This is a genomic window from Sporosarcina sp. P37, assembly GCF_002109365.1.
GTDB lineage: Bacteria > Bacillota > Bacilli > Bacillales_A > Planococcaceae > Sporosarcina.
The window spans coordinates 2,917,075-2,938,782 of record NZ_CP015349.1; the positions used below are offsets into that span (position 1 = coordinate 2,917,075).

General features: G+C 43.7%; 27 protein-coding genes. All 27 read left to right on the forward strand.

Features of this window, described 5'->3' with window-relative positions; genetic code table 11:
- Nucleotides 1–269 precede the first annotated feature (269 nt).
- The 27 genes from xerC to flhB all read left to right on the forward strand — a co-directional run bounded on the left by xerC (nucleotide 270) and on the right by flhB (nucleotide 21,686).
- Entirely contained in the window at nucleotides 270–1,169 is a 900-nt protein-coding gene (xerC, locus tag SporoP37_RS14530; protein WP_085431322.1) for a tyrosine recombinase XerC, read from the forward strand.
- Between the two features lie 11 nt (nucleotides 1,170–1,180).
- Nucleotides 1,181–1,717, forward strand: coding sequence for an ATP-dependent protease subunit HslV (hslV, locus tag SporoP37_RS14535; RefSeq protein WP_081244352.1), 537 nt, complete (start codon nucleotides 1,181–1,183; stop codon nucleotides 1,715–1,717).
- Nucleotides 1,718–1,720: 3 nt separating this feature from the next.
- Nucleotides 1,721–3,112, forward strand: a complete 1,392-nt coding sequence (gene hslU / locus SporoP37_RS14540) for an ATP-dependent protease ATPase subunit HslU (protein WP_081244353.1) — start codon at nucleotides 1,721–1,723, stop codon at nucleotides 3,110–3,112.
- Nucleotides 3,113–3,198: 86 nt separating this feature from the next.
- The gene (gene codY, locus SporoP37_RS14545) at nucleotides 3,199–3,975 is read left to right on the forward strand and encodes a GTP-sensing pleiotropic transcriptional regulator CodY (RefSeq protein ID WP_085431323.1); all 777 of its coding nucleotides are present in this window, start codon (nucleotides 3,199–3,201) and stop codon (nucleotides 3,973–3,975) included.
- A gap of 508 nt (nucleotides 3,976–4,483) precedes the next feature.
- On the forward strand, nucleotides 4,484–4,873 hold the full coding sequence (gene flgB, locus SporoP37_RS14550; protein WP_085431324.1) for a flagellar basal body rod protein FlgB: 390 nt from the start codon (nucleotides 4,484–4,486) through the stop codon (nucleotides 4,871–4,873).
- A gap of 2 nt (nucleotides 4,874–4,875) precedes the next feature.
- Nucleotides 4,876–5,337: a flagellar basal body rod protein FlgC gene (gene flgC / locus SporoP37_RS14555; RefSeq protein WP_081244356.1), complete on the forward strand. Its 462-nt coding sequence runs from the start codon at nucleotides 4,876–4,878 to the stop codon at nucleotides 5,335–5,337.
- Nucleotides 5,338–5,366: 29 nt separating this feature from the next.
- Complete coding sequence (gene fliE, locus SporoP37_RS14560) at nucleotides 5,367–5,675, forward strand: flagellar hook-basal body complex protein FliE (protein ID WP_081244357.1); 309 nt, start codon at nucleotides 5,367–5,369, stop codon at nucleotides 5,673–5,675.
- 55 nt (nucleotides 5,676–5,730) lie between these two features.
- The gene (fliF, locus tag SporoP37_RS14565; protein ID WP_081244358.1) at nucleotides 5,731–7,326 is read left to right on the forward strand and encodes a flagellar basal-body MS-ring/collar protein FliF; all 1,596 of its coding nucleotides are present in this window, start codon (nucleotides 5,731–5,733) and stop codon (nucleotides 7,324–7,326) included.
- A gap of 14 nt (nucleotides 7,327–7,340) precedes the next feature.
- Nucleotides 7,341–8,354: a flagellar motor switch protein FliG gene (fliG, locus tag SporoP37_RS14570; RefSeq protein ID WP_081244359.1), complete on the forward strand. Its 1,014-nt coding sequence runs from the start codon at nucleotides 7,341–7,343 to the stop codon at nucleotides 8,352–8,354.
- Nucleotides 8,347–9,120: a flagellar assembly protein FliH gene (gene fliH, locus SporoP37_RS14575; RefSeq protein WP_158233581.1), complete on the forward strand. Its 774-nt coding sequence runs from the start codon at nucleotides 8,347–8,349 to the stop codon at nucleotides 9,118–9,120. Before fliG ends, fliH begins: the two co-directional genes overlap by 8 nt.
- A gap of 1 nt (nucleotide 9,121) precedes the next feature.
- Complete coding sequence (fliI, locus tag SporoP37_RS14580; RefSeq protein ID WP_231293259.1) at nucleotides 9,122–10,456, forward strand: flagellar protein export ATPase FliI; 1,335 nt, start codon at nucleotides 9,122–9,124, stop codon at nucleotides 10,454–10,456.
- Nucleotides 10,453–10,905 carry a flagellar export protein FliJ gene (gene fliJ / locus SporoP37_RS14585; RefSeq protein ID WP_081244362.1) on the forward strand — a complete coding sequence of 151 codons (453 nt, stop codon included), beginning with the start codon at nucleotides 10,453–10,455 and terminating at the stop codon, nucleotides 10,903–10,905. The genes fliI and fliJ overlap by 4 nt, the downstream gene beginning before the upstream one ends.
- A 1-nt stretch (nucleotide 10,906) precedes the next feature.
- A complete protein-coding gene (locus SporoP37_RS14590; RefSeq protein WP_085431326.1) occupies nucleotides 10,907–11,512 on the forward strand; it encodes a MotE family protein in 606 nt (201 codons plus the stop codon).
- A gap of 28 nt (nucleotides 11,513–11,540) precedes the next feature.
- Complete coding sequence (locus SporoP37_RS14595) at nucleotides 11,541–12,932, forward strand: flagellar hook-length control protein FliK (protein ID WP_085431327.1); 1,392 nt, start codon at nucleotides 11,541–11,543, stop codon at nucleotides 12,930–12,932.
- A gap of 3 nt (nucleotides 12,933–12,935) precedes the next feature.
- Complete coding sequence (flgD, locus tag SporoP37_RS14600) at nucleotides 12,936–13,622, forward strand: flagellar hook assembly protein FlgD (RefSeq protein WP_232329772.1); 687 nt, start codon at nucleotides 12,936–12,938, stop codon at nucleotides 13,620–13,622.
- Between the two features lie 17 nt (nucleotides 13,623–13,639).
- Nucleotides 13,640–14,011: a TIGR02530 family flagellar biosynthesis protein gene (locus tag SporoP37_RS14605; RefSeq protein ID WP_081244365.1), complete on the forward strand. Its 372-nt coding sequence runs from the start codon at nucleotides 13,640–13,642 to the stop codon at nucleotides 14,009–14,011.
- 83 nt (nucleotides 14,012–14,094) lie between these two features.
- On the forward strand, nucleotides 14,095–14,892 hold the full coding sequence (flgG, locus tag SporoP37_RS14610; protein ID WP_081244366.1) for a flagellar basal body rod protein FlgG: 798 nt from the start codon (nucleotides 14,095–14,097) through the stop codon (nucleotides 14,890–14,892).
- Between the two features lie 57 nt (nucleotides 14,893–14,949).
- A complete protein-coding gene (locus tag SporoP37_RS14615) occupies nucleotides 14,950–15,171 on the forward strand; it encodes a flagellar FlbD family protein (RefSeq protein WP_081244367.1) in 222 nt (73 codons plus the stop codon).
- On the forward strand, nucleotides 15,161–15,592 hold the full coding sequence (fliL, locus tag SporoP37_RS14620; protein WP_081244368.1) for a flagellar basal body-associated protein FliL: 432 nt from the start codon (nucleotides 15,161–15,163) through the stop codon (nucleotides 15,590–15,592). Before SporoP37_RS14615 ends, fliL begins: the two co-directional genes overlap by 11 nt.
- 48 nt (nucleotides 15,593–15,640) lie before the next feature.
- Nucleotides 15,641–16,642 carry a flagellar motor switch protein FliM gene (fliM, locus tag SporoP37_RS14625; RefSeq protein ID WP_081244369.1) on the forward strand — a complete coding sequence of 334 codons (1,002 nt, stop codon included), beginning with the start codon at nucleotides 15,641–15,643 and terminating at the stop codon, nucleotides 16,640–16,642.
- On the forward strand, nucleotides 16,635–17,816 hold the full coding sequence (fliY, locus tag SporoP37_RS14630) for a flagellar motor switch phosphatase FliY (RefSeq protein ID WP_085431827.1): 1,182 nt from the start codon (nucleotides 16,635–16,637) through the stop codon (nucleotides 17,814–17,816). The genes fliM and fliY overlap by 8 nt, the downstream gene beginning before the upstream one ends.
- Nucleotides 17,817–17,837: 21 nt before the next feature.
- Entirely contained in the window at nucleotides 17,838–18,200 is a 363-nt protein-coding gene (locus SporoP37_RS14635) for a response regulator (protein ID WP_081244370.1), read from the forward strand.
- A 9-nt stretch (nucleotides 18,201–18,209) separates the two neighbouring features.
- The gene (locus SporoP37_RS14640) at nucleotides 18,210–18,881 is read left to right on the forward strand and encodes a flagellar biosynthetic protein FliO (protein ID WP_158233580.1); all 672 of its coding nucleotides are present in this window, start codon (nucleotides 18,210–18,212) and stop codon (nucleotides 18,879–18,881) included.
- Complete coding sequence (gene fliP / locus SporoP37_RS14645) at nucleotides 18,874–19,539, forward strand: flagellar type III secretion system pore protein FliP (RefSeq protein ID WP_081244372.1); 666 nt, start codon at nucleotides 18,874–18,876, stop codon at nucleotides 19,537–19,539. Before SporoP37_RS14640 ends, fliP begins: the two co-directional genes overlap by 8 nt.
- A gap of 12 nt (nucleotides 19,540–19,551) precedes the next feature.
- Nucleotides 19,552–19,821, forward strand: coding sequence for a flagellar biosynthesis protein FliQ (gene fliQ / locus SporoP37_RS14650; RefSeq protein ID WP_081244373.1), 270 nt, complete (start codon nucleotides 19,552–19,554; stop codon nucleotides 19,819–19,821).
- A 4-nt stretch (nucleotides 19,822–19,825) separates the two neighbouring features.
- A complete protein-coding gene (gene fliR, locus SporoP37_RS14655; protein WP_081244374.1) occupies nucleotides 19,826–20,602 on the forward strand; it encodes a flagellar biosynthetic protein FliR in 777 nt (258 codons plus the stop codon).
- Nucleotides 20,595–21,686, forward strand: coding sequence for a flagellar biosynthesis protein FlhB (gene flhB, locus SporoP37_RS14660; protein WP_085431329.1), 1,092 nt, complete (start codon nucleotides 20,595–20,597; stop codon nucleotides 21,684–21,686). The genes fliR and flhB overlap by 8 nt, the downstream gene beginning before the upstream one ends.
- The last annotated feature ends 22 nt before the right edge of the window (nucleotides 21,687–21,708 follow it).

Genomic DNA, 21,708 nt, shown 5'->3' on the forward strand with positions numbered 1-21,708 from the left:
AACGTCCACTAAGTGGTACAAACTGGATCAGCAAGCAGATGATGATAGCTAAAATCAAAGTAATTTGACTAATATGTGTCAAAAGCCGTCAATTGGGGAATAACTAAGCTGTAATCAGTTTTCAAAGTTGCTCAAAAAACCTTGCTATTGTATAGTGTTTTATGGACAACATTGAATTTGATGTTTAATTCCAAATTTTATGTAATCAAGAATCTTTGGAATCTTCTGATGCACGAGGTGTGACAATAAAATCGTGTCGGGGTGATAAAATGATTCCTGAAATAAAACAATTAGCTGACGAATATGTATCCTATATTCGCCTGGAGAAAAACTATTCATCCTACACAGTCTCTGAGTATGAAAAGGATCTTCAGGATTTTTTACTGTTTCTGCAAGAAGAACAAATCGGGCAGCTGGACGACGTAGACTACGGTGTCGCCAGACTGTACGTGACGCGCCTATATAATCGCTCTTATGCGAGAACGAGTATATCCAGAAAAATATCTGCAATTCGATCATTCTTTACATTCATCAGTACCCGGTACGGGATTGAAGATCAGGCATTCAGACTGTTATATCACCCAAGAAAAGAAGAGAGGCTTCCGGCTTTTTTCTATCAGCAGGAACTTGAAAAATTGTTTGACGTGACAATGGGAGAGGACTTCCGTTCATTGCGGGACCGGGCACTGCTTGAACTGCTCTATGCTACAGGCATTCGTGTCGGTGAATTAGTAGAAATTGAAGTGCAGGATGTGGATCATTATTTAGGAATCGTAAAGGTAATGGGTAAAGGACGGAAAGAACGTTTCGTGCCATTCGGAAGTTTTGCTGAAGACGCACTGCAAGATTATATCAATTCCAGCCGGCCAATGCTTATGAAACAAAAAAAGCACAGCAGCCTGTTTGTGAATTTACGCGGAGATCCATTGACAGACCGTGGCGTGCGCTATATTTTGGATGATTTAATGGAAAAAGCAGCGTTGCATACTACTATTACACCGCATATGATCCGGCATACATTTGCGACGCACCTGCTTGGGGCGGGCGCTGATCTGCGTTCAGTCCAGGAGCTGCTTGGACACAGCCACCTGTCATCGACACAGGTATATACGCATATCACGAATGAACACTTACGCCAGACCTATTTACAAACGCACCCCCGTGCCTAGGAGGAACTAAAATGAAATTTCATGCTACTACAATTTTTGCTGTTCATCATGACGGACAATGTGCCATGTCTGGTGACGGCCAAGTGACAATGGGTGAATCTGTCGTCATGAAACATACGGCGACAAAAGTACGCCGATTGTTTAACGGAAAAGTCCTGGCAGGTTTTGCAGGCTCAGTGGCAGATGCCTTTACGTTATTTGATTTATTTGAAGCAAAACTTATGGAGTTTGACGGGAATCTTAAGCGGGCTTCTGTTGAACTGGCTAAAGAATGGCGCGGCGACCGCATTCTTCGCAAACTGGAAGCGCTGCTGCTTGTCATGGATAAAGATACGCTTCTGCTCGTGTCAGGTACAGGCGAAGTAATTGAGCCTGACGATGGCGTATTAGCAATCGGTTCGGGCGGTAATTATGCGCTGGCTGCCGGAAGAGCATTGAAGAAGTACAGCAGTCAATTGTCTGCTGAAGAAATCGCACGAATTTCATTGGAAACAGCTGCTGACATTTGTGTCTTTACCAATCACAATATTATCGTGGAGGTGCTGTAAGCGATGAAGCAAGAGTTAACACCTAAGGCGCTTACCGCGTATTTAAATCGTTTTATAGTAGGGCAGGAAAAAGCGAAAAAGGCAGTGGCAGTCGCTATGCGGAACCGCTATCGCCGAATGCAATTATCTGCCGAAGAGCAGGAAGAAGTAATCCCGAAAAACATTTTAATGATTGGACCCACTGGGGTAGGGAAAACTGAAATTGCAAGAAGAATTGCCAAGCTGGTACATGCACCTTTCATAAAAGTGGAAGCGACAAAGTTTACCGAAGTCGGATATGTCGGACGCGATGTTGAATCGATGATACGGGATCTGACCGAAGCCGGTATCCGCATGGTAAAAGAAGATATGCGTGAATCGGTAAAGGAGCAGGCGCAAAAGATGGCTGAGGAAAGATTAGTCAAATTGCTAGTTCCTGAAGCGAAAAAGAATACTGCCGGTCAAAATCCGTTTGAAATGTTTTTCGGTCAAAAGACACAGACTGAACCTGAAAATACTGCTGATCAGGCTGAAATCAGAAGAAAGCGCTCCGATATTGCACAGCAGCTTGCAAATGGTCAAATTGAAGAGCAAATGGTAACGGTCGATGTTCAGGCACAGCAGCCTTCTTTGTTTGATGCGCTGCAAGGGTCTGGTATGGAACAAATGGGGTCTGGAATGCAGGATGCATTGTCTTCGCTTATGCCGAAAAAGACGGTCCAGCGCCGCATGAAAGTAAAAGATGCGCGCATAGTGCTTGAAGCAGAAGAGGCGGATAAGTTAATTGATCAGGATGAAGTTGCGCGTAAAGGAATTGAGCTGACTGAACAAGCAGGCATCATATTCCTTGATGAAATGGACAAAATCGCGAGCAGTAATCAGAAAACATCAGGAGAAGTATCGCGTGAAGGTGTCCAGCGTGACATTTTGCCAATTGTTGAAGGGTCAACAGTAACCACGAAATATGGTGCAGTCAAAACAGATTATATTTTATTCATTGCGGCAGGAGCATTCCATATGTCTAAACCGTCCGATATAATTCCGGAGCTGCAGGGGAGATTTCCAATTCGTGTAGAACTCGAAAAATTGACAAAAGATGATTTCGAGCGCATACTGCGGGAACCGGATTTTTCTTTACTAAAACAATATGAGCGGCTGCTTTTGACTGAAGAAGTAGAAATTGAATTCACGGATGAAGCAATCAGCAAACTGGCTGAAATTGCATTTGAAGTAAATAACGAGACAGAAAATATAGGTGCGAGAAGACTGCATACGATTTTGGAAAAGCTGCTCGAGGATTTATCGTTTGAAGCGGCAGAAATCGGACCGGCATCCATCAAGATTACACCTGCATATGTAGATGAAAAGCTGGATGGAATCGTGAAAAACAAAGATTTGTCACATTTCATTCTGTAAAGAAGTCGTTATTGTTTATTTAACGATTGAAAACCTTTAGAATATTCATTAAAGTCAGAAGAGATTTATGAGGAGGAACAATTTAAATGAGTTTATTAATTAAAACAAGAAAAATCAACGCAATGCTGCAAAAAGGTGCGGGCGGTCCCGTTAACTTTAAAGAGATGGCGGAAGAACTTAGCGATGTAATTGACTGTAATGCATTCATCGTAAGCCGAAGAGGTAAATTGCTTGGTCTGGAGATCCACCATCAGATCGAAAACGACCGCATGAAGAAAATGTTTGAAGAGCGCAAATTCCCAGAAGTATACACAAATAACTTATTCTCCATCAATGAAACGTCTCCAAATATCGATATCGAAAGCGAATATACAGTATTCCCTGTAGAGAACAAAGAGTTGTTCCAAGAAGGGCTGACAACAATTGTTCCGATTATCGGCGGCGGCGAGCGTTTAGGCACACTGATTCTTGCGAGATTAAAAAACAGCTTTACAGAAGATGATTTGATTCTTGCTGAATACGGCGCGACAGTAGTCGGCATGGAAATCCTGCGTGAAAAATCGGAGGAAATCGAACATGAAGCACGCAGCAAAGCGGTCGTACAGATGGCAATCAACTCCCTGTCCTACAGTGAGCATGAAGCAATTGAGCATATCTTCAAAGAGCTCGACGGCAATGAAGGATTGCTCGTAGCGTCTAAAATTGCGGATCGGGTAGGAATTACGCGTTCAGTAATTGTTAACGCATTGCGTAAACTGGAGAGTGCTGGTGTAATCGAATCACGTTCTTTAGGAATGAAAGGAACGTACATTAAAGTTCTGAACGACAAATTTTTAGAAGAACTTGAAAAACACAATTCATAAACAATTTTTCCGCTGAAAATAGTGGAGATAAACTGAAGGGAAATTCCGTAAACACGGATCTTTCCTTCAGTTTTTTATTTTTGAAATAATTGTTGCATGACTTTTTATACATACAGACACGGGGATTACTTTGGTAGGAGTGAGACATAATATATCCTCCGCCGATCTTTCTTATTCTTGCTCCTTAGGAAATCCCCGCATCTAAGCAGCGAAAAAACACTTTAAATATCCATAAAATAGCCCCTTTTAATTATGTTGAAAAAATCAGTTCTGAAAAAGTGATGAACTACAGGAAAGTGAATAGTTAGAATCCCGTAAAACGGTTACATTGAACTACAGAATTTTACATAATTCATTGGACAATAATCATTATTGTCCGCTACAATAGAGTAGTAGATTAATAAAATCGACATTTTTATACAAAGTTCTTGTCGAAGATTATTATACAAACGTGAAATACTGTAAAAAACAATGAGAATAGAACTAAATCAGGGAAGGGTGAGAGAAGATGAATATCTATGGCAGTACTATCAACCTGCTTGAAAAGGGTCTTGACTACTCATCTGCAAAAGGGAAAGCAATATCACAAAATATAGCGAACGTAGACACACCAAACTATAAAACGAAAAGCGTAAATTTCAAAGAAGTATTTGCTGCTGAATCGAACAAAGGCCTCGAGGCTTATAAGACGGATTCAAGGCATATGGAATTTACCCATTCCGCAGGCAGTAAAATGTTTGACATATCCAGACTGCGCTATCGTCAGGATCGCAACGGTGTCGATATGGATAAAGAGCAGGCTGATTTGGCAGCCAACCAAATTTACAACTCGGCGCTGATTGAACGATTGAACGGGAAATTTAACTCGATGCAAAGTGTGATTAAAGGAGGTCGATAATTGTGAGTATATTTCATAGTTTAAATACATCTTCTTCGGCATTGACTGCACAGCGGCTCCGTATGGACGTGATATCATCTAATATGGCCAATGTTGATTCCACCAGGGCCAAGCAGGTGGATGGAGAGTGGGAGCCTTATAGAAGGAAAACTGTCACATTACAACCGAAAGAAGGACAATTCGCATCTTTCCTTCAAGCGGCTAAGGGAGTACATTCCCGCGGCGGTGCAAGCAGCGGGGTAGCAGTGACGCGTGTGAAGGAAGACCGTGAGACGCCGTTTAAATTAGTATTTGACCCGGCACATCCTGATGCGAATGGAGAAGGATATGTGGAAATGCCGAATATTGATCCATTAAGAGAAATGATTGACCTGATGTCCGCGACGAGATCTTACGAAGCGAATGTCACCGTTTTGAATGCCAATAAATCTATGCTGATGAAAGCACTGGAGATTGGCAGATAATCATATCAGTAAATAAGGAAGTGGAATAAATGCCGATTCAATCAATTACAGGCGCTTTGCCTGCCATGCAAATCCAACAGCCGGACACGAAAGTACAAAGAACACCGTTTGAAGCACAGCAAAACTTTTCAGCCATGCTAAACAATGCAATCCATCAAGTAAATGAAAAACAAACAATCTCAGATACTATGACGACAAGGCTTGTAAAAGGCGAAGATGTTGATCTGCATAACGTGATGATTGCAGCTCAAAAAGCAAGCATCGCGCTCAATGCAACTGTGGAAATGCGCAACAAAGTGGTAGAAGCATACCAAGAAATCATTAGAATGCCTGTCTAACAGATAGAATGCACGAGGCAGAAGTTTGCCTCGTGGGGCTGACCGGGGGATTAGAATGAAAGAAAGACTCACAAAGCTCAGAGCGGATCTTACAGCTTTCTGGGATAGTCGTACAAAAAACCAAAAAATTATATATATTGCAACGGCGGCCAGTGTGATTGCGCTGGCGGTTTTTTTAACAATGTTCTTTTCAAAAACTACATACGTAACGCTTTATTCAGAAGTATCGCCATCTGAGATCGGACGCATCAAAGAAGTGCTTGACGGTCAGGGGGTTCCTTATTTAGTAGAACCGGGCGGTACAGCCATATCAGTGCCTGAGAAACAGCTGGATAATCTGCGTGTGTCACTTGCGGCAGAAGGATTTCCGGATTCCGGACTTATTGATTACTCATTTTTCTCGGACAACGCGGGATTTGGCACTACGGATAATGAATTTAACATGATTAAGCTGGCTGCGATGCAGACGGAATTAGCAAACCTGATAAAGGGTATAGAAGGTATTAAGGACGCAAAAGTTATGCTGACTTTACCGACAGAAGGTATTTTCGTGAATGACACGACGACTGAAGCGAGTGCGGCTATTATGTTGAAAACAAATCCCGGCCAAAAGTTTTCTGAACAGCAAATAACTTCTCTTTATAATCTGGTGTCAAAGAGCCTTCCAAATCTCTCTAATGATAATATCGTCATACAGAACCAATACTTTGAGTATTTTGATTTAAATAATTCTGGAAATTCATATGGCGCAAATGTAACCGATCAAATGGGTGTAAAAAAGACAATAGAACGGGACTTGCAGCGCCAAGTTCAAATGATGCTCGGTACTCTGATGGGCCAGGATAAAGTAGTTGTTTCCGTTACAACAGACATCGACTTTACGAAAGAGCAGCGCGAAGAAAATCTTGTCACACCGGTCGATCCGGAAAACATGGAAGGAATTGCGCTGAGTGTTCAGCGGATAACCGAATCGTTTTCGGGAACCAATCCTGCTGTGGGCGGAACTCCTGAAGCAGAAGATCCAACCGATAACCGGACCACTTATGTGGAAGGCGAAGGCGGAAACGGGGACTACGAGCGTTTGGAAGAAACGATAAACAATGAAGTGAACAGAATTAGAAAAGATATAGTGGAAAGCCCTTATAAAATCAGTAATATTGGCATACAAGTAATGATTGAACCGCCGACCGCGGATGATCCTGCGTCGTTGGCTCCCGAAGTGCGTCAGGATGTAGAACGTATTCTGGAGACGATTGTTCGTACTTCATTGGATAAGGAAGCAGCAGGGGAATTGACGGATGAGATGCTGGCAGAAAAAATTGCGGTATCCGTCCAGCCGCTGCGGGGGAAAAATATTGCGTTTGAAGATACTAAGACAGTCATACCATGGTGGGTTTATTTAATCGGAGGAATTTTGCTTCTTGCGGTAATTATTTTAGTCATTCTATTCTTGCGTAAACGCCGCAATGAAGCAGAACTCGAAGAAGAGCTGGCTCTCGAACAGGCTGAATTGGAAGCTGTCAAAGTAGATGACATTAATTTGGAACAGGAAACCGAAGCGACAGCGCGCAGAAAGCAACTGGAAAAAATGGCTAAAGATAAACCAGAAGAATTTGCGAAGTTATTGCGAACATGGATTGCCAAGGAGTAACGGAGGGATGTTAGTTGGTTAAGAAAGATAAGGATATGTCAGGTAAACAAAAAGCTGCATTGCTGCTCATCTCTCTGGGGCCTGAAGTGTCGGCATCGGTATATAAGCATTTGAATGAAGAAGAAATTGAGCAGCTGACGTTGGAAATTTCGGGCGTAAAAAAAGTAGAATCCTCTGTAAAAGAAGAGATTATTGAAGAATTTCATAATATCGCGCTTGCACAGGATTATATTTCTCAAGGAGGAATTGGCTATGCCAAAACGGTACTTGAAAAAGCGCTGGGAAAAGACCACGCGCAGGCAATTATCAACCGGCTGACCTCCTCCCTTCAGGTCCGGCCGTTCGATTTTGCACGACGCGCGGAGCCGTCACAAATTCTGAACTTTATTCAAAATGAGCATCCTCAGACGATTGCACTGATTTTGTCTTATTTAGAGGCTGAACAGGCAGGGCTGATCCTTTCACAGCTGCCGCAGGAAATGCAGGCAGACATAGCCAAACGAATCGCAACAATGGAATCAACCTCACCGGAAGTGATCAGTGAAATAGAAGCGGTTCTCGAACGAAAACTGTCATCCACTGTCACGCAGGATTTCACGGAAACAGGCGGCGTAGATGCAGTAGTCGAAGTGCTGAACGGTGTAGACCGATCAACGGAAAAAACGATACTCGATGCGCTCGAAATTCAGGATCCAGAGCTTGCAGAAGAAATACGGAAGAGAATGTTCGTCTTTGAAGATATCATTACATTGGATAACCGTTCAATTCAGCGCGTAATCCGTGATTGTGAAAACGAAGATCTGATTCTGGCAATGAAAGTATCGAGTGAGGAAGTAAAAGATATATTATTCAAGAACATGTCACAGCGCATGGCAGAGTCCTTTAAAGAAGAGATGGATGTCATGGGTCCTGTCCGGCTTCGGGATGTGGAGGAAGCACAATCCCGCATTGTAGGAACTATCCGCAGACTCGAAGATGCAGGAGAAATTATCATCGCGCGTGGCGGAGGAGATGACATCATTGTCTAATCTGTTTCGTTCTGGCCGTACGGTAATGAACCAAAATCCTGTGAAAGAAATTTCGATCCGTAATTTACAGCCTCCGCAAGATGCTGCTGAAGAAGAGAAACCTGTATCGGCCGGTGCTTTGTTCATGGAGCGCAACCGCCTGCTGCAGGAGATGGAGCAGCGCAGACAAATTACAGATACAGAAATTAAACAGCGGATGGAAGAAGCGGCAGCCGACATTGAATCGATGCAGGCGGCCTGGGCAAATGAAAAAGAACAATTACAGCAGCAAGCATATGACGAGGGATTTCAGGCAGGCTTTGAAGACGGCCGCAATAAAGCGCTGGCAGAAATGCGGGAAATGGTCGAAGCTGCCAATGAGACTACTACATTGTCTTACGAGAACGCAACGCAGTATTTAATCAATCAAGAACGCGTCATTTTGGATATTGGCATACGGTCAGCTGAACAAATTATTAATAAAACGATAGAAGATGACGATGAGGCTTATTTATGCCTCGTCAGAAAAGGAATCAAGGAAGCGCAGGAGATGAAGGAGATTAAATTATTCGTCCCGACTGAGCACTTTAAAATGGTGACGACGCATCGGGCGGAACTTGCTTCCATCTTTCCGCCCGAAACACCGTTCCTTATTTTTGTCAATGAAGATTTCAATGCGACAGATTGTTTTATCGAAACGAACCACGGCCGAATCGTTGTGAGTGTAGATGATCAACTGAATGAACTGAAAGAACAATTGGTGAAAATCATGGAAGATGGTGTGTAATTTGAAAAAAGCCGAAGATCTTATTCGAATTATTCCGAATATCAACACGTTAAAAAAATACGGACGGGTTAACCGCGTGGTCGGATTACTGATTGAATCAGAAGGTCCTGAGTCATCGATTGGGGATGTCTGTTTCATCCATTTGAATGTCCCTGAAGAAGGCCGATCTCTGATCCAGGCAGAAGTCGTCGGCTTCCGTGAAGAAATCGTCATGCTCATGCCCTACACAGATATACGCAATATTTCAAGTGGCTGCCTTGTTGAAACAACGGGCAAGCCGCTTGAAGTAAAAGTTGGAATGAATCTGCTCGGACAAGTACTTGATTCGCTTGGGAATCCGATTGATTCGAGTGCACTGCCGAAAGGGCTGGCGACAGTCCGTACGGAAAACAGCCCGCCGAACGTGCTGACACGACCGACCATTAACGACAGGCTGGCTGTCGGTGTAAAAGCGATTGACGGCATGCTGACAGTCGGCAGCGGACAGCGGGTGGGAATATTTGCGGGGTCAGGTGTGGGAAAGAGTACATTACTCGGTATGATTGCGCGTAACACGGAAGCAGATATTAATGTCATCGCGCTGATCGGGGAACGGGGCCGCGAAGTCCGGGAGTTTATTGACCGGGATCTTGGTCCTGAAGGGCTAAAGAAAACGATTGTAGTGGCGGCCACATCCGATCAGCCGGCACTCATGCGGATTAAAGGTGCACTGACTGCTACAGCTATTGCAGAATATTTTCGTGACAAAGGCCTGAATGTCATGCTCATGATGGACTCAGTGACCCGTGTTGCCATGGCGCAGCGTGAAATTGGCCTGGCGGTCGGTGAACCTCCTGCAACCCGCGGCTACACGCCTTCAGTGTTTGCGATTTTGCCGAAATTGCTTGAACGCAGCGGGACGAATGAAAAAGGTGCCATCACTGCTTTCTATACGGTGCTGGTTGACGGTGACGACATGAATGAGCCGATTGCCGACGCCGTGCGCGGGATACTCGACGGGCACATTGTACTGGACCGGACACTTGCCAATAAAGGCCAATATCCGGCGATTAATGTGCTGAAGAGTGTCAGCCGTCTGATGAATCACATTGCCGATCCCGAACATCTGAAAGCAGCGGCGAAATTGCGTGAATTGTATTATGCCTATGATAAATCTGAAGATCTCATCAATATTGGTGCATACAAAAAAGGCACATCCCGTGAAATTGACGAAGCGATTGAATATGAACCGATCATCACCGATTTTCTAAAGCAAAAATTTAATGAGAATGTCCGGCTGGAAGATACGGTAAATGAAATGATCGCGTTAGCTTCTGGAGGAGGAGAACGCAGATGACTACTTATCATTATCGTTTTGAAAAAGTTCTGACGTTGCGTGAACAAGAGCGCGATGAAACAGAAATGGCCTATAAAGAAGCGATTGAACAGTTTGAATGCGTGGCTAGACAGCTGTACGATCAGATGAAAAAGAAGGAAGACGTGCTCGAGGAGCAGCAGCAGCGGATGGCTTCCGGTTTTTCTATTGATGATTTACACAACTACTCCCGATTTATCAATACGCTCGATGTGACGATAGACCAGATGCAGAAGGAAGTAATGAAATCCCGGTCGAAGATGAACTGGATTGAATCACAATTGCTGGAAAAAAATATTGAAGTGAAGAAATTTGAGAAAATGCGTGAAATCGGGAAAGAACAATATAATGCCGAAATGGAACACGCAGAGGCAAATCGAATTGACGAACTGTCGACGATGAAGTTCCGTTCAAAAGAAGACGGGTGGTAAAGTGGCTAAATCAAAAAAACAAAAAGAAACCGAGTTGATGACAGAAAGCAAAAAGTCGATTGGCTTTCTTCAAATAGTACTTGCCTGGATCATCATCCCCTTACTGTTTACGGCAGCTGTTGTGTTAATCATAGCAAAAGTGGCAGATGTCAATGTCTTTGATCAGGCGAAAGAATGGACGTCAAAAGTACCGTTTCTTGAGGGAAAAGCACCAGACGAGAAAGTGGAAGGTGATTTGATTCTGGAAGAACGCGTCATTTCGCTGCAGGCAGAAATTCAGGAAAAAGAAGCGCAATTATTTGAACTCCAGGACGAACTGACGCAAGTAAAAGATTCAAATGAAGCTCTAGAAATAGAAAAAGAGAAATTGAACGAAGAAATCGAGAAACTGAAACTCGCGCAGAGCGAATCCAAACGCGATTTCAAAGAGATTGTCACAACATACGAGCAAATGTCGCCCAAATCATCTGCGCCGGTCATTACAAAAATGGGCGATGCAGAAGCTGTTCAGATTTTATCTAGTCTAAAGCCTGCAACTTTAGCAGCTATACTAGAGAAAATGTCCCCTGAACAGGCCGCTAAATATACATCTATGCTCACAAAGTAGTATAATAGTTTTTGAGGGAGGTGAAAAAGTGAACTTAGGACTATTACTGGGTGTAGGCTCTTCGAGTATTCCGATGAATTCACCTATTTCTCCTGCAAGTGCAGAAGGTCAGGTATTCGGAAGTGTTTTTCAAAGTATGATCGCTTCTTCTTCTGTACATGTAAAAGAACAGCCAACGGCAGAAGAAGGAAAATTGTTGAAATTCCTTGGTGAAGTTTTAGACGCCGGTTCGCTCGATGAGTTAGCAGGAACACTCGAGAAACTGCAGCAGTCAAGTGCAACCTCGGTTACAGCGCAGCTATTGAAAGAAACAGGCCTTCGGCAATCGCAGGAACAGCCCGTCATACTAATGGATGAAGCTGAAGTAAAAGCAATACCAGAACAACCGGCTGAAACTGCTGAAACTGAAGAACTGCAGCTGACTGATCTCTCAAAGGCCGAGAAGTTTCCAAGTCTGCAACAATTAGCATCACTGTTAAGTAAAAATCCTGATAAACTAGTGGAAGAGATTACGAATGTCCTAGAGGGTGAATATGTTACTGAAGAACAATTGGAACAAATTGCGGCAACGGGAGATATATGGTTTGTGCTCGATGTATTACATCAGCTGCCTCCTGAAAAGATACAGGAAGTGATGGAGCAATTGCCGCAAAGAACAGCCGTCGAATTTACCGCGTTGCTGAAAGCGGTGGAATTGGCTGTGCCTAAAATAGATCTTTCGTCCAGCCAGGCGGATTCAGTGAAAACAATCCAGCCAATTCTGGCGCAAATCGCGAATCAGCTTGAACAAAAAACTGTGCAGCCTGAAATCAAACGGCCAATCCAGATTCCGCCGGCTATTCAGCACGTGATTCGCTTCACTTCAGAACAGCCTGCGGCAGATATGAAGCAGCCAGAACAGCAGGCAAAACCCGCCGAAACAGTAACACCGCAATCCGCGATGACTCAAACAGAAGCGCGTCCGGTCTTTCATATGAATCCAGCTGATAAAGTGCCGGAAAGCCGGAGCGAAGCACTGATGAGGGAATTCCAAGCAGTATTGAACCGCGCGAACTTTGGACAGACGAATGGAATGAACAGACTGTCGGTGAAGCTGTATCCAGAACACCTGGGGCAAATACGGATTGAATTGCTGGAAGTTAACGGGGTTATGACCGCGAGAATATTAGCATCCACCGCGATGGCGCGTGAAATGCTCGACAGCCAGATGCATCAGCTGCGGCATGCGTTTAATCAGCAAAATCTCCAAGTAGACAGAATTGACTTATCCCAGACTATTCAAGATCCGTCAAAGAGTGACCGGGAACAGGCATTTAACAGACAGAACCAGCAGCAAAAGGAACAACCATCAGAACAGAACGAACAGCGGGATGAGCAGGAACAAACATTCCAAGAATTTATGATTGAACTGGAGGTGTAAACATTGCCGGAAGGAACAAACTCAACAGCAGCACAGAATACAATTACAGACTCAATGTTTTTGATCAATAAGCAGCGGGATCAGCGCAAGACAGGTCCTGACACGATGGGGAAAGATGCGTTTATGAAAATTCTGATTGCACAGATGACCAATCAGGATCCGACGAATCCGATGAAAGATACAGAATTCATTGCACAGATGGCACAGTTTTCTTCATTGGAACAAACGATGAACTTAACAAAAGCATTTGAGAAATTCGCTGATTCCCAAAATCAAAGTCAGCTGATTCAATACAACAGTTTTGTAGGCAAAGAAATACGCTGGCATGAAGTAACTGATCAAACAGACGGAGACGGCAAACCGGTAATTAGTGAAGGAACGGGCATTATTCAGTCAATTAAATATATTGATGGTTCAGTAGTCTTTATGATGGCAGACGGCAAGGAATTATCACCCGGTAATATTTCTGAAGTCATGGGGAACGGATCGGGAAGTACAGGCACGGGCAGTCAGCCAAACGGTCTCGTCCAAGCGAGTATGCTAATCGGCAAGATGGTCGGTTTTACAGAAGGTGATGCAGAGCGTACGGGAAAAGTTATATCTGTGACGAATAAAGAAGGTAGCTTACACTATATATTGCAGGACGGCACGAAAATCGAAGGTAATCAGTTTACCTCAATCAGTGAATAAACGAATGGAGCGATGTCATGAATAAGATCAATATCCATCGCATTCCATCACCGCCACTCATACGCCAAGGGCAGGCACAGGCGAAGCCGAAGCAGTCATTTCTTGAACTTCTGCACAATGCCGAACAGCCTGAAAAACTAAAAATCAGCAAACATGCCACAGATCGTCTGCAGGAGCGGGGCATTCAAATGACCGACGCAGAATGGGCACGCATCTCAGAAAAAGTGGACGAGGCGAAAAGGAAAGGAATCCGTGAATCACTCGTGTTGACTGACCAGGCCGCACTCATAGTCAGTGCCAAGAACTCAACCGTCATCACCGCGATGGACCGAACGGAAGCGAAGGATCAGCTATTTACCAATATAGACGGAACGATACTGCTCAGCTAAACACGGCAGGACCTTAACAGGATGCCGCTGCACCGCCGACTGACTGACGCGGTGCACTCTAAAACCGAGAGGGGAAACTATTTATGATTCGCTCAATGTACTCAGGAATTTCTGGATTAAAAAACTTCCAAACAAAGTTAGATGTAATTGGTAATAATATTGCTAACGTTAATACGTATGGATTTAAGAAAGGGCGTACGGTTTTTAAGGATTTGTATTCTCAGACTGTGGCGGGTGCTTCGGAACCCGGCGCAAACCGTGGGGGTGTGAATCCGAAACAAGTTGGGTTGGGTTCACAGCTCGCTACAATAGATACAATTCATTCTGGTGGTTCTATGCAAACAACTGGCAATACGTTAGACCTTGCTATTGAAGGGGATGGTTTCTTCATCGTTGGGCAAGATGGTGGATCTGAAAAGTTTTATACTAGAGCAGGAAACTTCTATTTAGATAAAGAAGGAGACATTGTCGATGGGGATGGAAGATACTTGTTGGATGAGGCGGGAACTAAAATTTATGTTCCTTTAACATCAACATCCCTTTCAATTGGCCAAGATGGTGCAGTGAATGTTGTTAATGAGGATGGTGAATTGGAGAAGTTAGCTAATGTGGGCTTAGCGACATTCAATAACCCAGGTGGTTTATCTAAAGTCGGTGGTAATTTATATGAAGTAAGTGCAAATTCGGGTGAGCCTTCAGAAGGTTTAGCAATTGAAGAAGGCCGCGGTGCTATCAAATCCGGCTCCCTAGAAATGTCCAACGTCGACCTGTCCGAAGAATTCACAGAAATGATCGTAGCACAGCGCGGATTCCAGGCCAACACACGGATTATCACAACTTCCGACGAAATCCTGCAGGAACTTGTGAACTTGAAACGATAAATACAGCATAGATTGAAAAGGAGGGTCGGGCCGGCCTTGGCCTGGCCCCTTATACATATGATTAAAGTGACCAGATTGAATCGAACGACGTTCACATTAAATGCATTGTACATAGAGAGAGTCGAGTCGTTTCCCGATACGACGATTACGCTGACGACAGGGTCAAAGTATATCGTTCTCGATTCGGCTGAAGAAGTGAACAGCCGGATTATAGCATTTTATCAAGCGGTCCAGCTGCTGTCGAATCCGCATATCCGGGGTGAAGAAGATGAAGAATAAATTATTAACGATTTCTTTGATTATTTTAGTAAGCATCACATTGATCGGTGTCGTGGCAGTCGTTTTGATTTTGAATTTCAACAAGGACAGTGGCGGAGAAGAAAAAGCGCCATCGATTGATGAAATTATCGAATCGTCTGTAGATATGGAGGAAATCACGACGAATTTAGCAGGCCGCAATTTTGTCCGCATTTCATTAAAAATCCAGACGGACAGTAAAAAAGCAGCTGAAGAATTGTCGAAACGCGATTTTCAGGTGAAGAATCTGGCCATCCAGGAGCTGTCGGAAATGACTGCAAAAGATTTGGAAGGAAAGATCGGCAAACAGCAATTTGAAGACACGATCAAAGCACAGCTTAACGAGTTGATGCAGGATGGGAAAATACAGAAAGTGTATATTGTCTCTTATATCATCCAGTGACGGCCGGTATGATCGCATAGAGATACGCAAGCAAGGAGAGGTTGGCCTATGTCGGGAGATGTACTGTCCCAAAATGAAATAGATGCGCTGTTGTCTGCTTTATCGACGGGTGAAATGTCAGCAGAAGAAATGAAAAAAGAAGAAGAGACCAGAAAAGTACGTGTCTATGATTTTAAACGTGCACTCCGTTTCTCAAAAGACCAGATCCGCAGTCTGACCCGGATCCATGAGAACTTTGCCAGACTATTAACGACCTACTTTTCTGCCCAGCTTCGTACGTATGTTCAAATTAACGTAGTATCGGTTGATCAGATTCCGTTTGAAGAATTCATCAGCTCAATCCCTAACATGACGCTGATTAATATATTTGATGTTTCACCGCTCGAAGGGAACATTCTGATGGAAGTGAATCCGAACGTCGCTTATTCCATGCTTGAACGGCTGATGGGCGGATACGGATCGAGTTCAGGAAAAACCGACACGATGACGGAGATTGAAACGAAGATTTTAACGAATCTGTTTGAGCGGTCTTTCGACAGTTTACGGGAAGCGTGGGCAGGTCTGATTGACATTGATCCGTATCTGACGGAAATGGAGGTCAATCCGCAGTTTCTTCAGATGATCTCGCCTAACGAAACCGTTATTGTTATTTCATTCAGTATTACGATCGGCGAATCCAGCGGAATGATCAACATTTGCATTCCACACGTCGTGCTGGAACCAATTATTCCGAATTTATCTGTTCAGTACTGGATGCAGACGAACAAAAAGGAACCGACACCCGAACAGAGTGTGGAATTGGAACGACGGATCAAACATGCGATGTTGCCGGTCGTGGCCGATTTAGGTAAAGGCCGGATATCAATAAATGATTTCCTGCATTTACAGCCCGGCGATGTTATATCCCTTGATACAAGTATTGAAGAACCGCTTACAGTACGAATCGGGGAAAAACCTAAATTCACTGCACAGCCCGGTAAATTACGAAATCGCATGGCTGTTCAAATACTGGAAATATTGAATTCGGGAGAGGATGAGGATGATGAGTGATAATATTCTCTCACAGGAAGAGATTGAAGCGCTATTGCGCGGTGAAACACTTGAGCCTGCGGGGACGGCGGGTGAGCCTGAGAATGAAGTAATTAACATTAACGACTATCTGAGTGAAATGGAACAAGATGCACTGGGAGAAGTCGGTAACATTTCATTTGGAAGTTCAGCTACTGCTTTATCAGCATTACTGGGTCAAAAAGTGGATATAACAACACCGACGCTCTCATTAATTCAGCGTGATAATCTGGATAAAGACTTTGTTCATCCGTATGTCGCTATAAAAGTGGAATATACGGAAGGACTGAGCGGTGTCAATTTGCTTGTGATTAAACAAAGCGATGCAGCCATTATCGCAGATCTTATGCTGGGCGGCGACGGCACAGCCCCAAACGAAGAGTTAAGTGAAATTCATTTGAGTGCAGTGCAGGAAGCGATGAATCAGATGATGGGGTCTTCTGCCACATCGATGTCTACAATTTTTAATAAAAAAGTAGATATCTCACCGCCGACTATTGACTTGATGAATATTCAGATGGACCAGGGAACGGAAAATATACCTGCGCATAATCTTTTGATCCGCGTATCTTTCAATTTGCAAGTCGGTGAGTTGATTGATTCCGATATTATGCAGCTGTTTCCGCTCGAGTTCGGTAAAAAACTGGTTTCTTCCTTAATGGGGGAAGAAGAAGCTGCGACAGTTACGGAAACGCCGACTGCCCCGCAGGCATCGCCGCCACCGCAGCCGGAACCAGCCCGTCCCGCTGAAACTGCCCCTGAACCGCAACCGATGCAGGCACCCGCACAGCAGACGGCTCCGTCCCAGACGGCACAACAAACTGTGCAGCAACCTGTACATGTTCAGCAAGCAGAATTCGCCAGTTTTCAGGCGCCTTCTTTAAATAAGGAAGAATCAAATAATTTAAATTTACTACTTGATATACCACTCCAGGTAACAGTAGAATTAGGACGTACGAAGCGTTCTGTTAAAGAAATACTGGAAATGTCCGGAGGTTCGATTATTGAACTGGATAAATTGGCAGGGGAGCCGGTCGATATTCTAGTCAATAATCGCTATATTGCTAAAGGGGAAGTAGTAGTCATTGACGAAAACTTCGGAGTCCGTATTACGGATATTTTAAGTCAGATGGATCGTTTGAATAATTTAAGATAGCAGATACTTGGAGGGAATATAATGGGTAAAAGAATTTTGGTAGTAGACGATGCGGCATTTATGCGCATGATGATTAAAGACATTTTAACAAAAAATGATTATGAAGTAGTAGGCGAAGCTGCGGATGGCGCTCAAGCGGTAGAGAAATATAACGAATTAAAGCCCGATTTGGTGACAATGGATATTACGATGCCTGAAATGGATGGCATTGCCGCTTTAAAAGCAATTAAAAGTACGGATCCGGGAGCTACAATTATCATGTGTTCCGCAATGGGGCAGCAAGCGATGGTCATCGATGCAATTCAAGCAGGAGCAAAAGATTTCATCGTAAAACCGTTCCAGGCAGACCGTGTTATTGAAGCGATCGATAAAGCGCTGAGCTAAATGCGGCCTATGAATGTTAAATGGATCATTTCGTATCTGGTTCTCTTCCTTCTGTGCACTCCCGTTATGCCGGCAGTTTATGCGGAAACGGATCCGGATATCAGCGTGTCCGAATGTATTGGAAAAGGAAAAGACTGCAGTGACAAAGCACCTGCTGCAGAAGGCGATAAACCCACAGTAACAGATAAAGAACTGGCCGGGCCGACTGGTTTGACAGCTGGGGACTATATCCGGACACTTTTGGCATTCGTATTCGTTATCGGTTTGCTCGTCTGGCTGTTGCGCTTCTTAAACAGACGGAACCGCAGCTTTGATCAAACGCGATTAATGACGAATCTGGGCGGTGTTCCTTTAGGTCAAAATAAATCTATTCAACTAGTAAAAATGGGTAGTCATTACTTTGTGGTGGGCGTAGGAGAGAATGTTCAGCTGCTTCGGGAAATAGATGATCCTCATGAAATTGAAGAGTTACTTGCCCGTTATGATCAGGGCAATGAAGTGCAGAAGGGAATATTGTCCCAACTGTATTCCCGTTTTTCTGCAAAAGGCAAAAACCCATACGCGGAAGATGAATCTACTGTTTTCAGTCAAGTATTCTCTTCTAAAATGGAAGAGATCAAGACTGAGCGAAAAGAGCAATTGGACCGGTTGAAGCGGAAAGGAAGCGACCAAAATGGCTGACTTTCTGAATACATTTTCCAGCAGTGATCCGTCCAATGTCTCTACTTCGATCAAAATGCTTCTGCTGCTGACCGTATTATCACTTGCTCCAGCCATTTTAATTCTGATGACGTCATTTGCACGCATCATTATTGTATTGTCTTTTGTCCGTACGGCGCTGGCTACCCAGCAGATGCCGCCAAACCAGGTGCTGGTTGGATTAGCCCTGTTTTTAACTTTCTTTATTATGTCACCGGTATTATCGCAAGTGAATGAAGAGGCACTGACGCCGCTGTTTGATGAAGAAATCAGTCTGGACGAGGCATATGAACGTGCCAGCGGACCATTTAAAGAATTTATGAGTGAACATACCAGGCAGAAAGATCTGGAATTATTCATGCGTTACAATCAGATGGAAAAACCTGAAACCATTGAAGACATTCCGCTGACGATGATGGTCCCGGCATTTGCCCTGAGTGAAATAAAAACAGCATTTCAAATGGGTTTTATGATTTTTATTCCATTTCTGGTCATCGATATGATTGTTGCAAGTGTCCTGATGTCAATGGGGATGATGATGCTTCCGCCTGTTATGATTTCACTGCCGTTTAAAATTTTATTGTTTGTTCTGGTTGATGGCTGGTATCTCATTATCCAGTCATTGCTGCAAAGCTTTTAGGGAGGAATTTGAATGACGAGTGAATTTGTTATTTCCATCGCAGAACGATCAGTGTGGGTTATTCTTCTCGCTTCAGGGCCTCTCCTAATTGTGGCGCTGCTGACAGGGCTAAGCGTAAGTATTTTCCAGGCTACCACACAGATTCAGGAACAGACACTGGCATTTGTGCCGAAGATTATAGCGGTTATGGTGGCAATAATATTTTTTGGTCCGTGGATGTTATCGTATGTTACAAATTATGCGAGCGAGATCTTTTCCAATCTTTCCAGGTACGTCGGGTGATTGAATGAATGAACTCATCCCGTCGTTACCCGCATTCTTACTTATTTTGACTCGTGTTACGTCATTTTTCGTAACACTGCCGTTATTCTCTTATAAGTCTATTCCAGCCACACAGCGGCTCATGCTCGCTGCGATATTGGCCTGGATGATGTCTTATTCTGTTACTTTGCCTGAGTTAGAGATTGATGGCCAATACATATTGCTTGTTATAAAGGAAGCGGTAGTCGGCTTGTCAATCGGCATTGCCGCTTTTATTATTATGTCGGCCATTCAGGTGGCAGGCGGATTTATTGATTTCCAGATGGGATTTGCGATAGCGAACGTCATCGATCCGCAGACGGGTGCCCAGTCACCGTTGCTTGGACAATTTTTAAATTCACTGGCAGTGCTCTTGCTGCTCGTTGTGAACGGGCATCATATGCTGCTGGACGGAATATTTTACAGCTATGAATTTGTCCCCGTCACTGCCATGTGGCCGCCGTTTGGCAGTCCGAATATGGCGGACTTTATGGTACTGACATTCGCAAAATCATTTGCTATTGCATTTCAAATGGCAATCCCCGTGGTGGCCACGTTATTTCTTGTGGACTTGGCGCTCGGTATAACAGCACGAGCGGTTCCGCAGTTAAATATCTTTGTGGTCGGTTTTCCTATTAAAATCGGTGTAAGTTTCCTGGTGATCGTCACAATGGCCAGTGTATTCATCGTCGTTATGAAAAAGATGTTTGAAATTATGATCATGACCATGAGAAATCTCATGATACTTCTCGGAGGTGGCTGATTTGTTACTAAGGCTGGATTTACAATTTTTCGCCGGCGAGAAGACAGAGAAAGCCACTCCGAAAAAAAGAGAAGATTCCAGAAAAAAAGGGCAAGTTCTGAAAAGCCAGGACGTAACGAGTGCAATCGTTCTGCTCTCTGTATTTATCTTTATGTTTTTCGCAGCAGGATTCATGCGCGATAATTTTTTCGTGTTTTTCAGAGAATCATTTACACATTTTGTTCCGATCAAAATGATGGATCAAGAACAAGTCATGCTTGTCTACATAAGTATTATTAAACAAATGGCAATTATTCTTCTGCCGATTATGATTATAGCAGTGATTGCGAGTATTGCAGCGAATTTACTTCAATTTGGTCTGTTATTCACTGCAGAGACATTGAAGTTTGATCTAAAGAAAATAGATCCAATCAAAGGATTGAAACGTATTTTTTCCGTTCGGGCGATTGTAGAATTATTAAAATCCATTTTAAAAATTTCGTTCATTGGAACGGTTACTACTCTGATCATCTGGTCAAATCTCGGAAAAGTTCTCGATTTGGCTTTTCGGACACCAGAGTACACCTTACTGACCATTGCAAAACTAGTGGGTATGATGGGCATTATTGCCTCCATGGTATTGTTGTTTATTTCCATTCTGGACTTTCTTTATCAGAAATTTGACTATGAAAAAAATCTTAAGATGTCTAAACAGGATATCAAAGATGAACATAAAAATATGGACGGCGATCCGCTTATTAAATCCCGCATTAAACAGCGGCAGCGGGAGATGGCAATGCGCCGCATGATGTCAGAAATACCTGAAGCGGACGTGGTCATCACGAATCCGACACACTTCGCAATTGCCCTCAAGTACGATGAGGAACAGATGGATTCGCCGATTGTTGTCGCTAAAGGTGCAGATTTTGTCGCACAAAAGATTAAAATGATAGCAAAAGAGAATGAGATTGTCATGGTAGAAAATCGGCCTCTTGCGCGTGCAATGTATGACAAAGTGGAAATTGGCGACCGCATACCGGAAGAGTTCTTTAAGGCGGTTGCGGAAATCTTAGCATACGTTTACCGTATACAGCGGAAAATTTAAGTGAAATAGAGAAAGTAGGGGT

What these genes read in the sequence shown, in the direction of transcription:
- hslU (WP_081244353.1), top strand. Translation starts at nt 1,721, where the DNA reads ATGAAGCAAGAGTTAACACCTAAGGCGCTTACCGCGTATTTAAATCGT.
- codY (WP_085431323.1), top strand. Translation starts at nt 3,199, where the DNA reads ATGAGTTTATTAATTAAAACAAGAAAAATCAACGCAATGCTGCAAAAA.
- SporoP37_RS14615 (WP_081244367.1), top strand. Translation starts at nt 14,950, where the DNA reads ATGATTAAAGTGACCAGATTGAATCGAACGACGTTCACATTAAATGCA.
- flgG (WP_081244366.1), top strand. Translation starts at nt 14,095, where the DNA reads ATGATTCGCTCAATGTACTCAGGAATTTCTGGATTAAAAAACTTCCAA.
- fliR (WP_081244374.1), top strand. Translation starts at nt 19,826, where the DNA reads ATGAATGAACTCATCCCGTCGTTACCCGCATTCTTACTTATTTTGACT.
- flgB (WP_085431324.1), top strand. Translation starts at nt 4,484, where the DNA reads ATGAATATCTATGGCAGTACTATCAACCTGCTTGAAAAGGGTCTTGAC.
- xerC (WP_085431322.1), top strand. Translation starts at nt 270, where the DNA reads ATGATTCCTGAAATAAAACAATTAGCTGACGAATATGTATCCTATATT.
- fliP (WP_081244372.1), top strand. Translation starts at nt 18,874, where the DNA reads ATGGCTGACTTTCTGAATACATTTTCCAGCAGTGATCCGTCCAATGTC.
- SporoP37_RS14635 (WP_081244370.1), top strand. Translation starts at nt 17,838, where the DNA reads ATGGGTAAAAGAATTTTGGTAGTAGACGATGCGGCATTTATGCGCATG.
- fliL (WP_081244368.1), top strand. Translation starts at nt 15,161, where the DNA reads ATGAAGAATAAATTATTAACGATTTCTTTGATTATTTTAGTAAGCATC.
- fliY (WP_085431827.1), top strand. Translation starts at nt 16,635, where the DNA reads ATGAGTGATAATATTCTCTCACAGGAAGAGATTGAAGCGCTATTGCGC.
- fliJ (WP_081244362.1), top strand. Translation starts at nt 10,453, where the DNA reads ATGACTACTTATCATTATCGTTTTGAAAAAGTTCTGACGTTGCGTGAA.
- SporoP37_RS14605 (WP_081244365.1), top strand. Translation starts at nt 13,640, where the DNA reads ATGAATAAGATCAATATCCATCGCATTCCATCACCGCCACTCATACGC.
- fliE (WP_081244357.1), top strand. Translation starts at nt 5,367, where the DNA reads ATGCCGATTCAATCAATTACAGGCGCTTTGCCTGCCATGCAAATCCAA.
- fliQ (WP_081244373.1), top strand. Translation starts at nt 19,552, where the DNA reads ATGACGAGTGAATTTGTTATTTCCATCGCAGAACGATCAGTGTGGGTT.
- SporoP37_RS14640 (WP_158233580.1), top strand. Translation starts at nt 18,210, where the DNA reads ATGAATGTTAAATGGATCATTTCGTATCTGGTTCTCTTCCTTCTGTGC.
- fliF (WP_081244358.1), top strand. Translation starts at nt 5,731, where the DNA reads ATGAAAGAAAGACTCACAAAGCTCAGAGCGGATCTTACAGCTTTCTGG.
- fliM (WP_081244369.1), top strand. Translation starts at nt 15,641, where the DNA reads ATGTCGGGAGATGTACTGTCCCAAAATGAAATAGATGCGCTGTTGTCT.
- hslV (WP_081244352.1), top strand. Translation starts at nt 1,181, where the DNA reads ATGAAATTTCATGCTACTACAATTTTTGCTGTTCATCATGACGGACAA.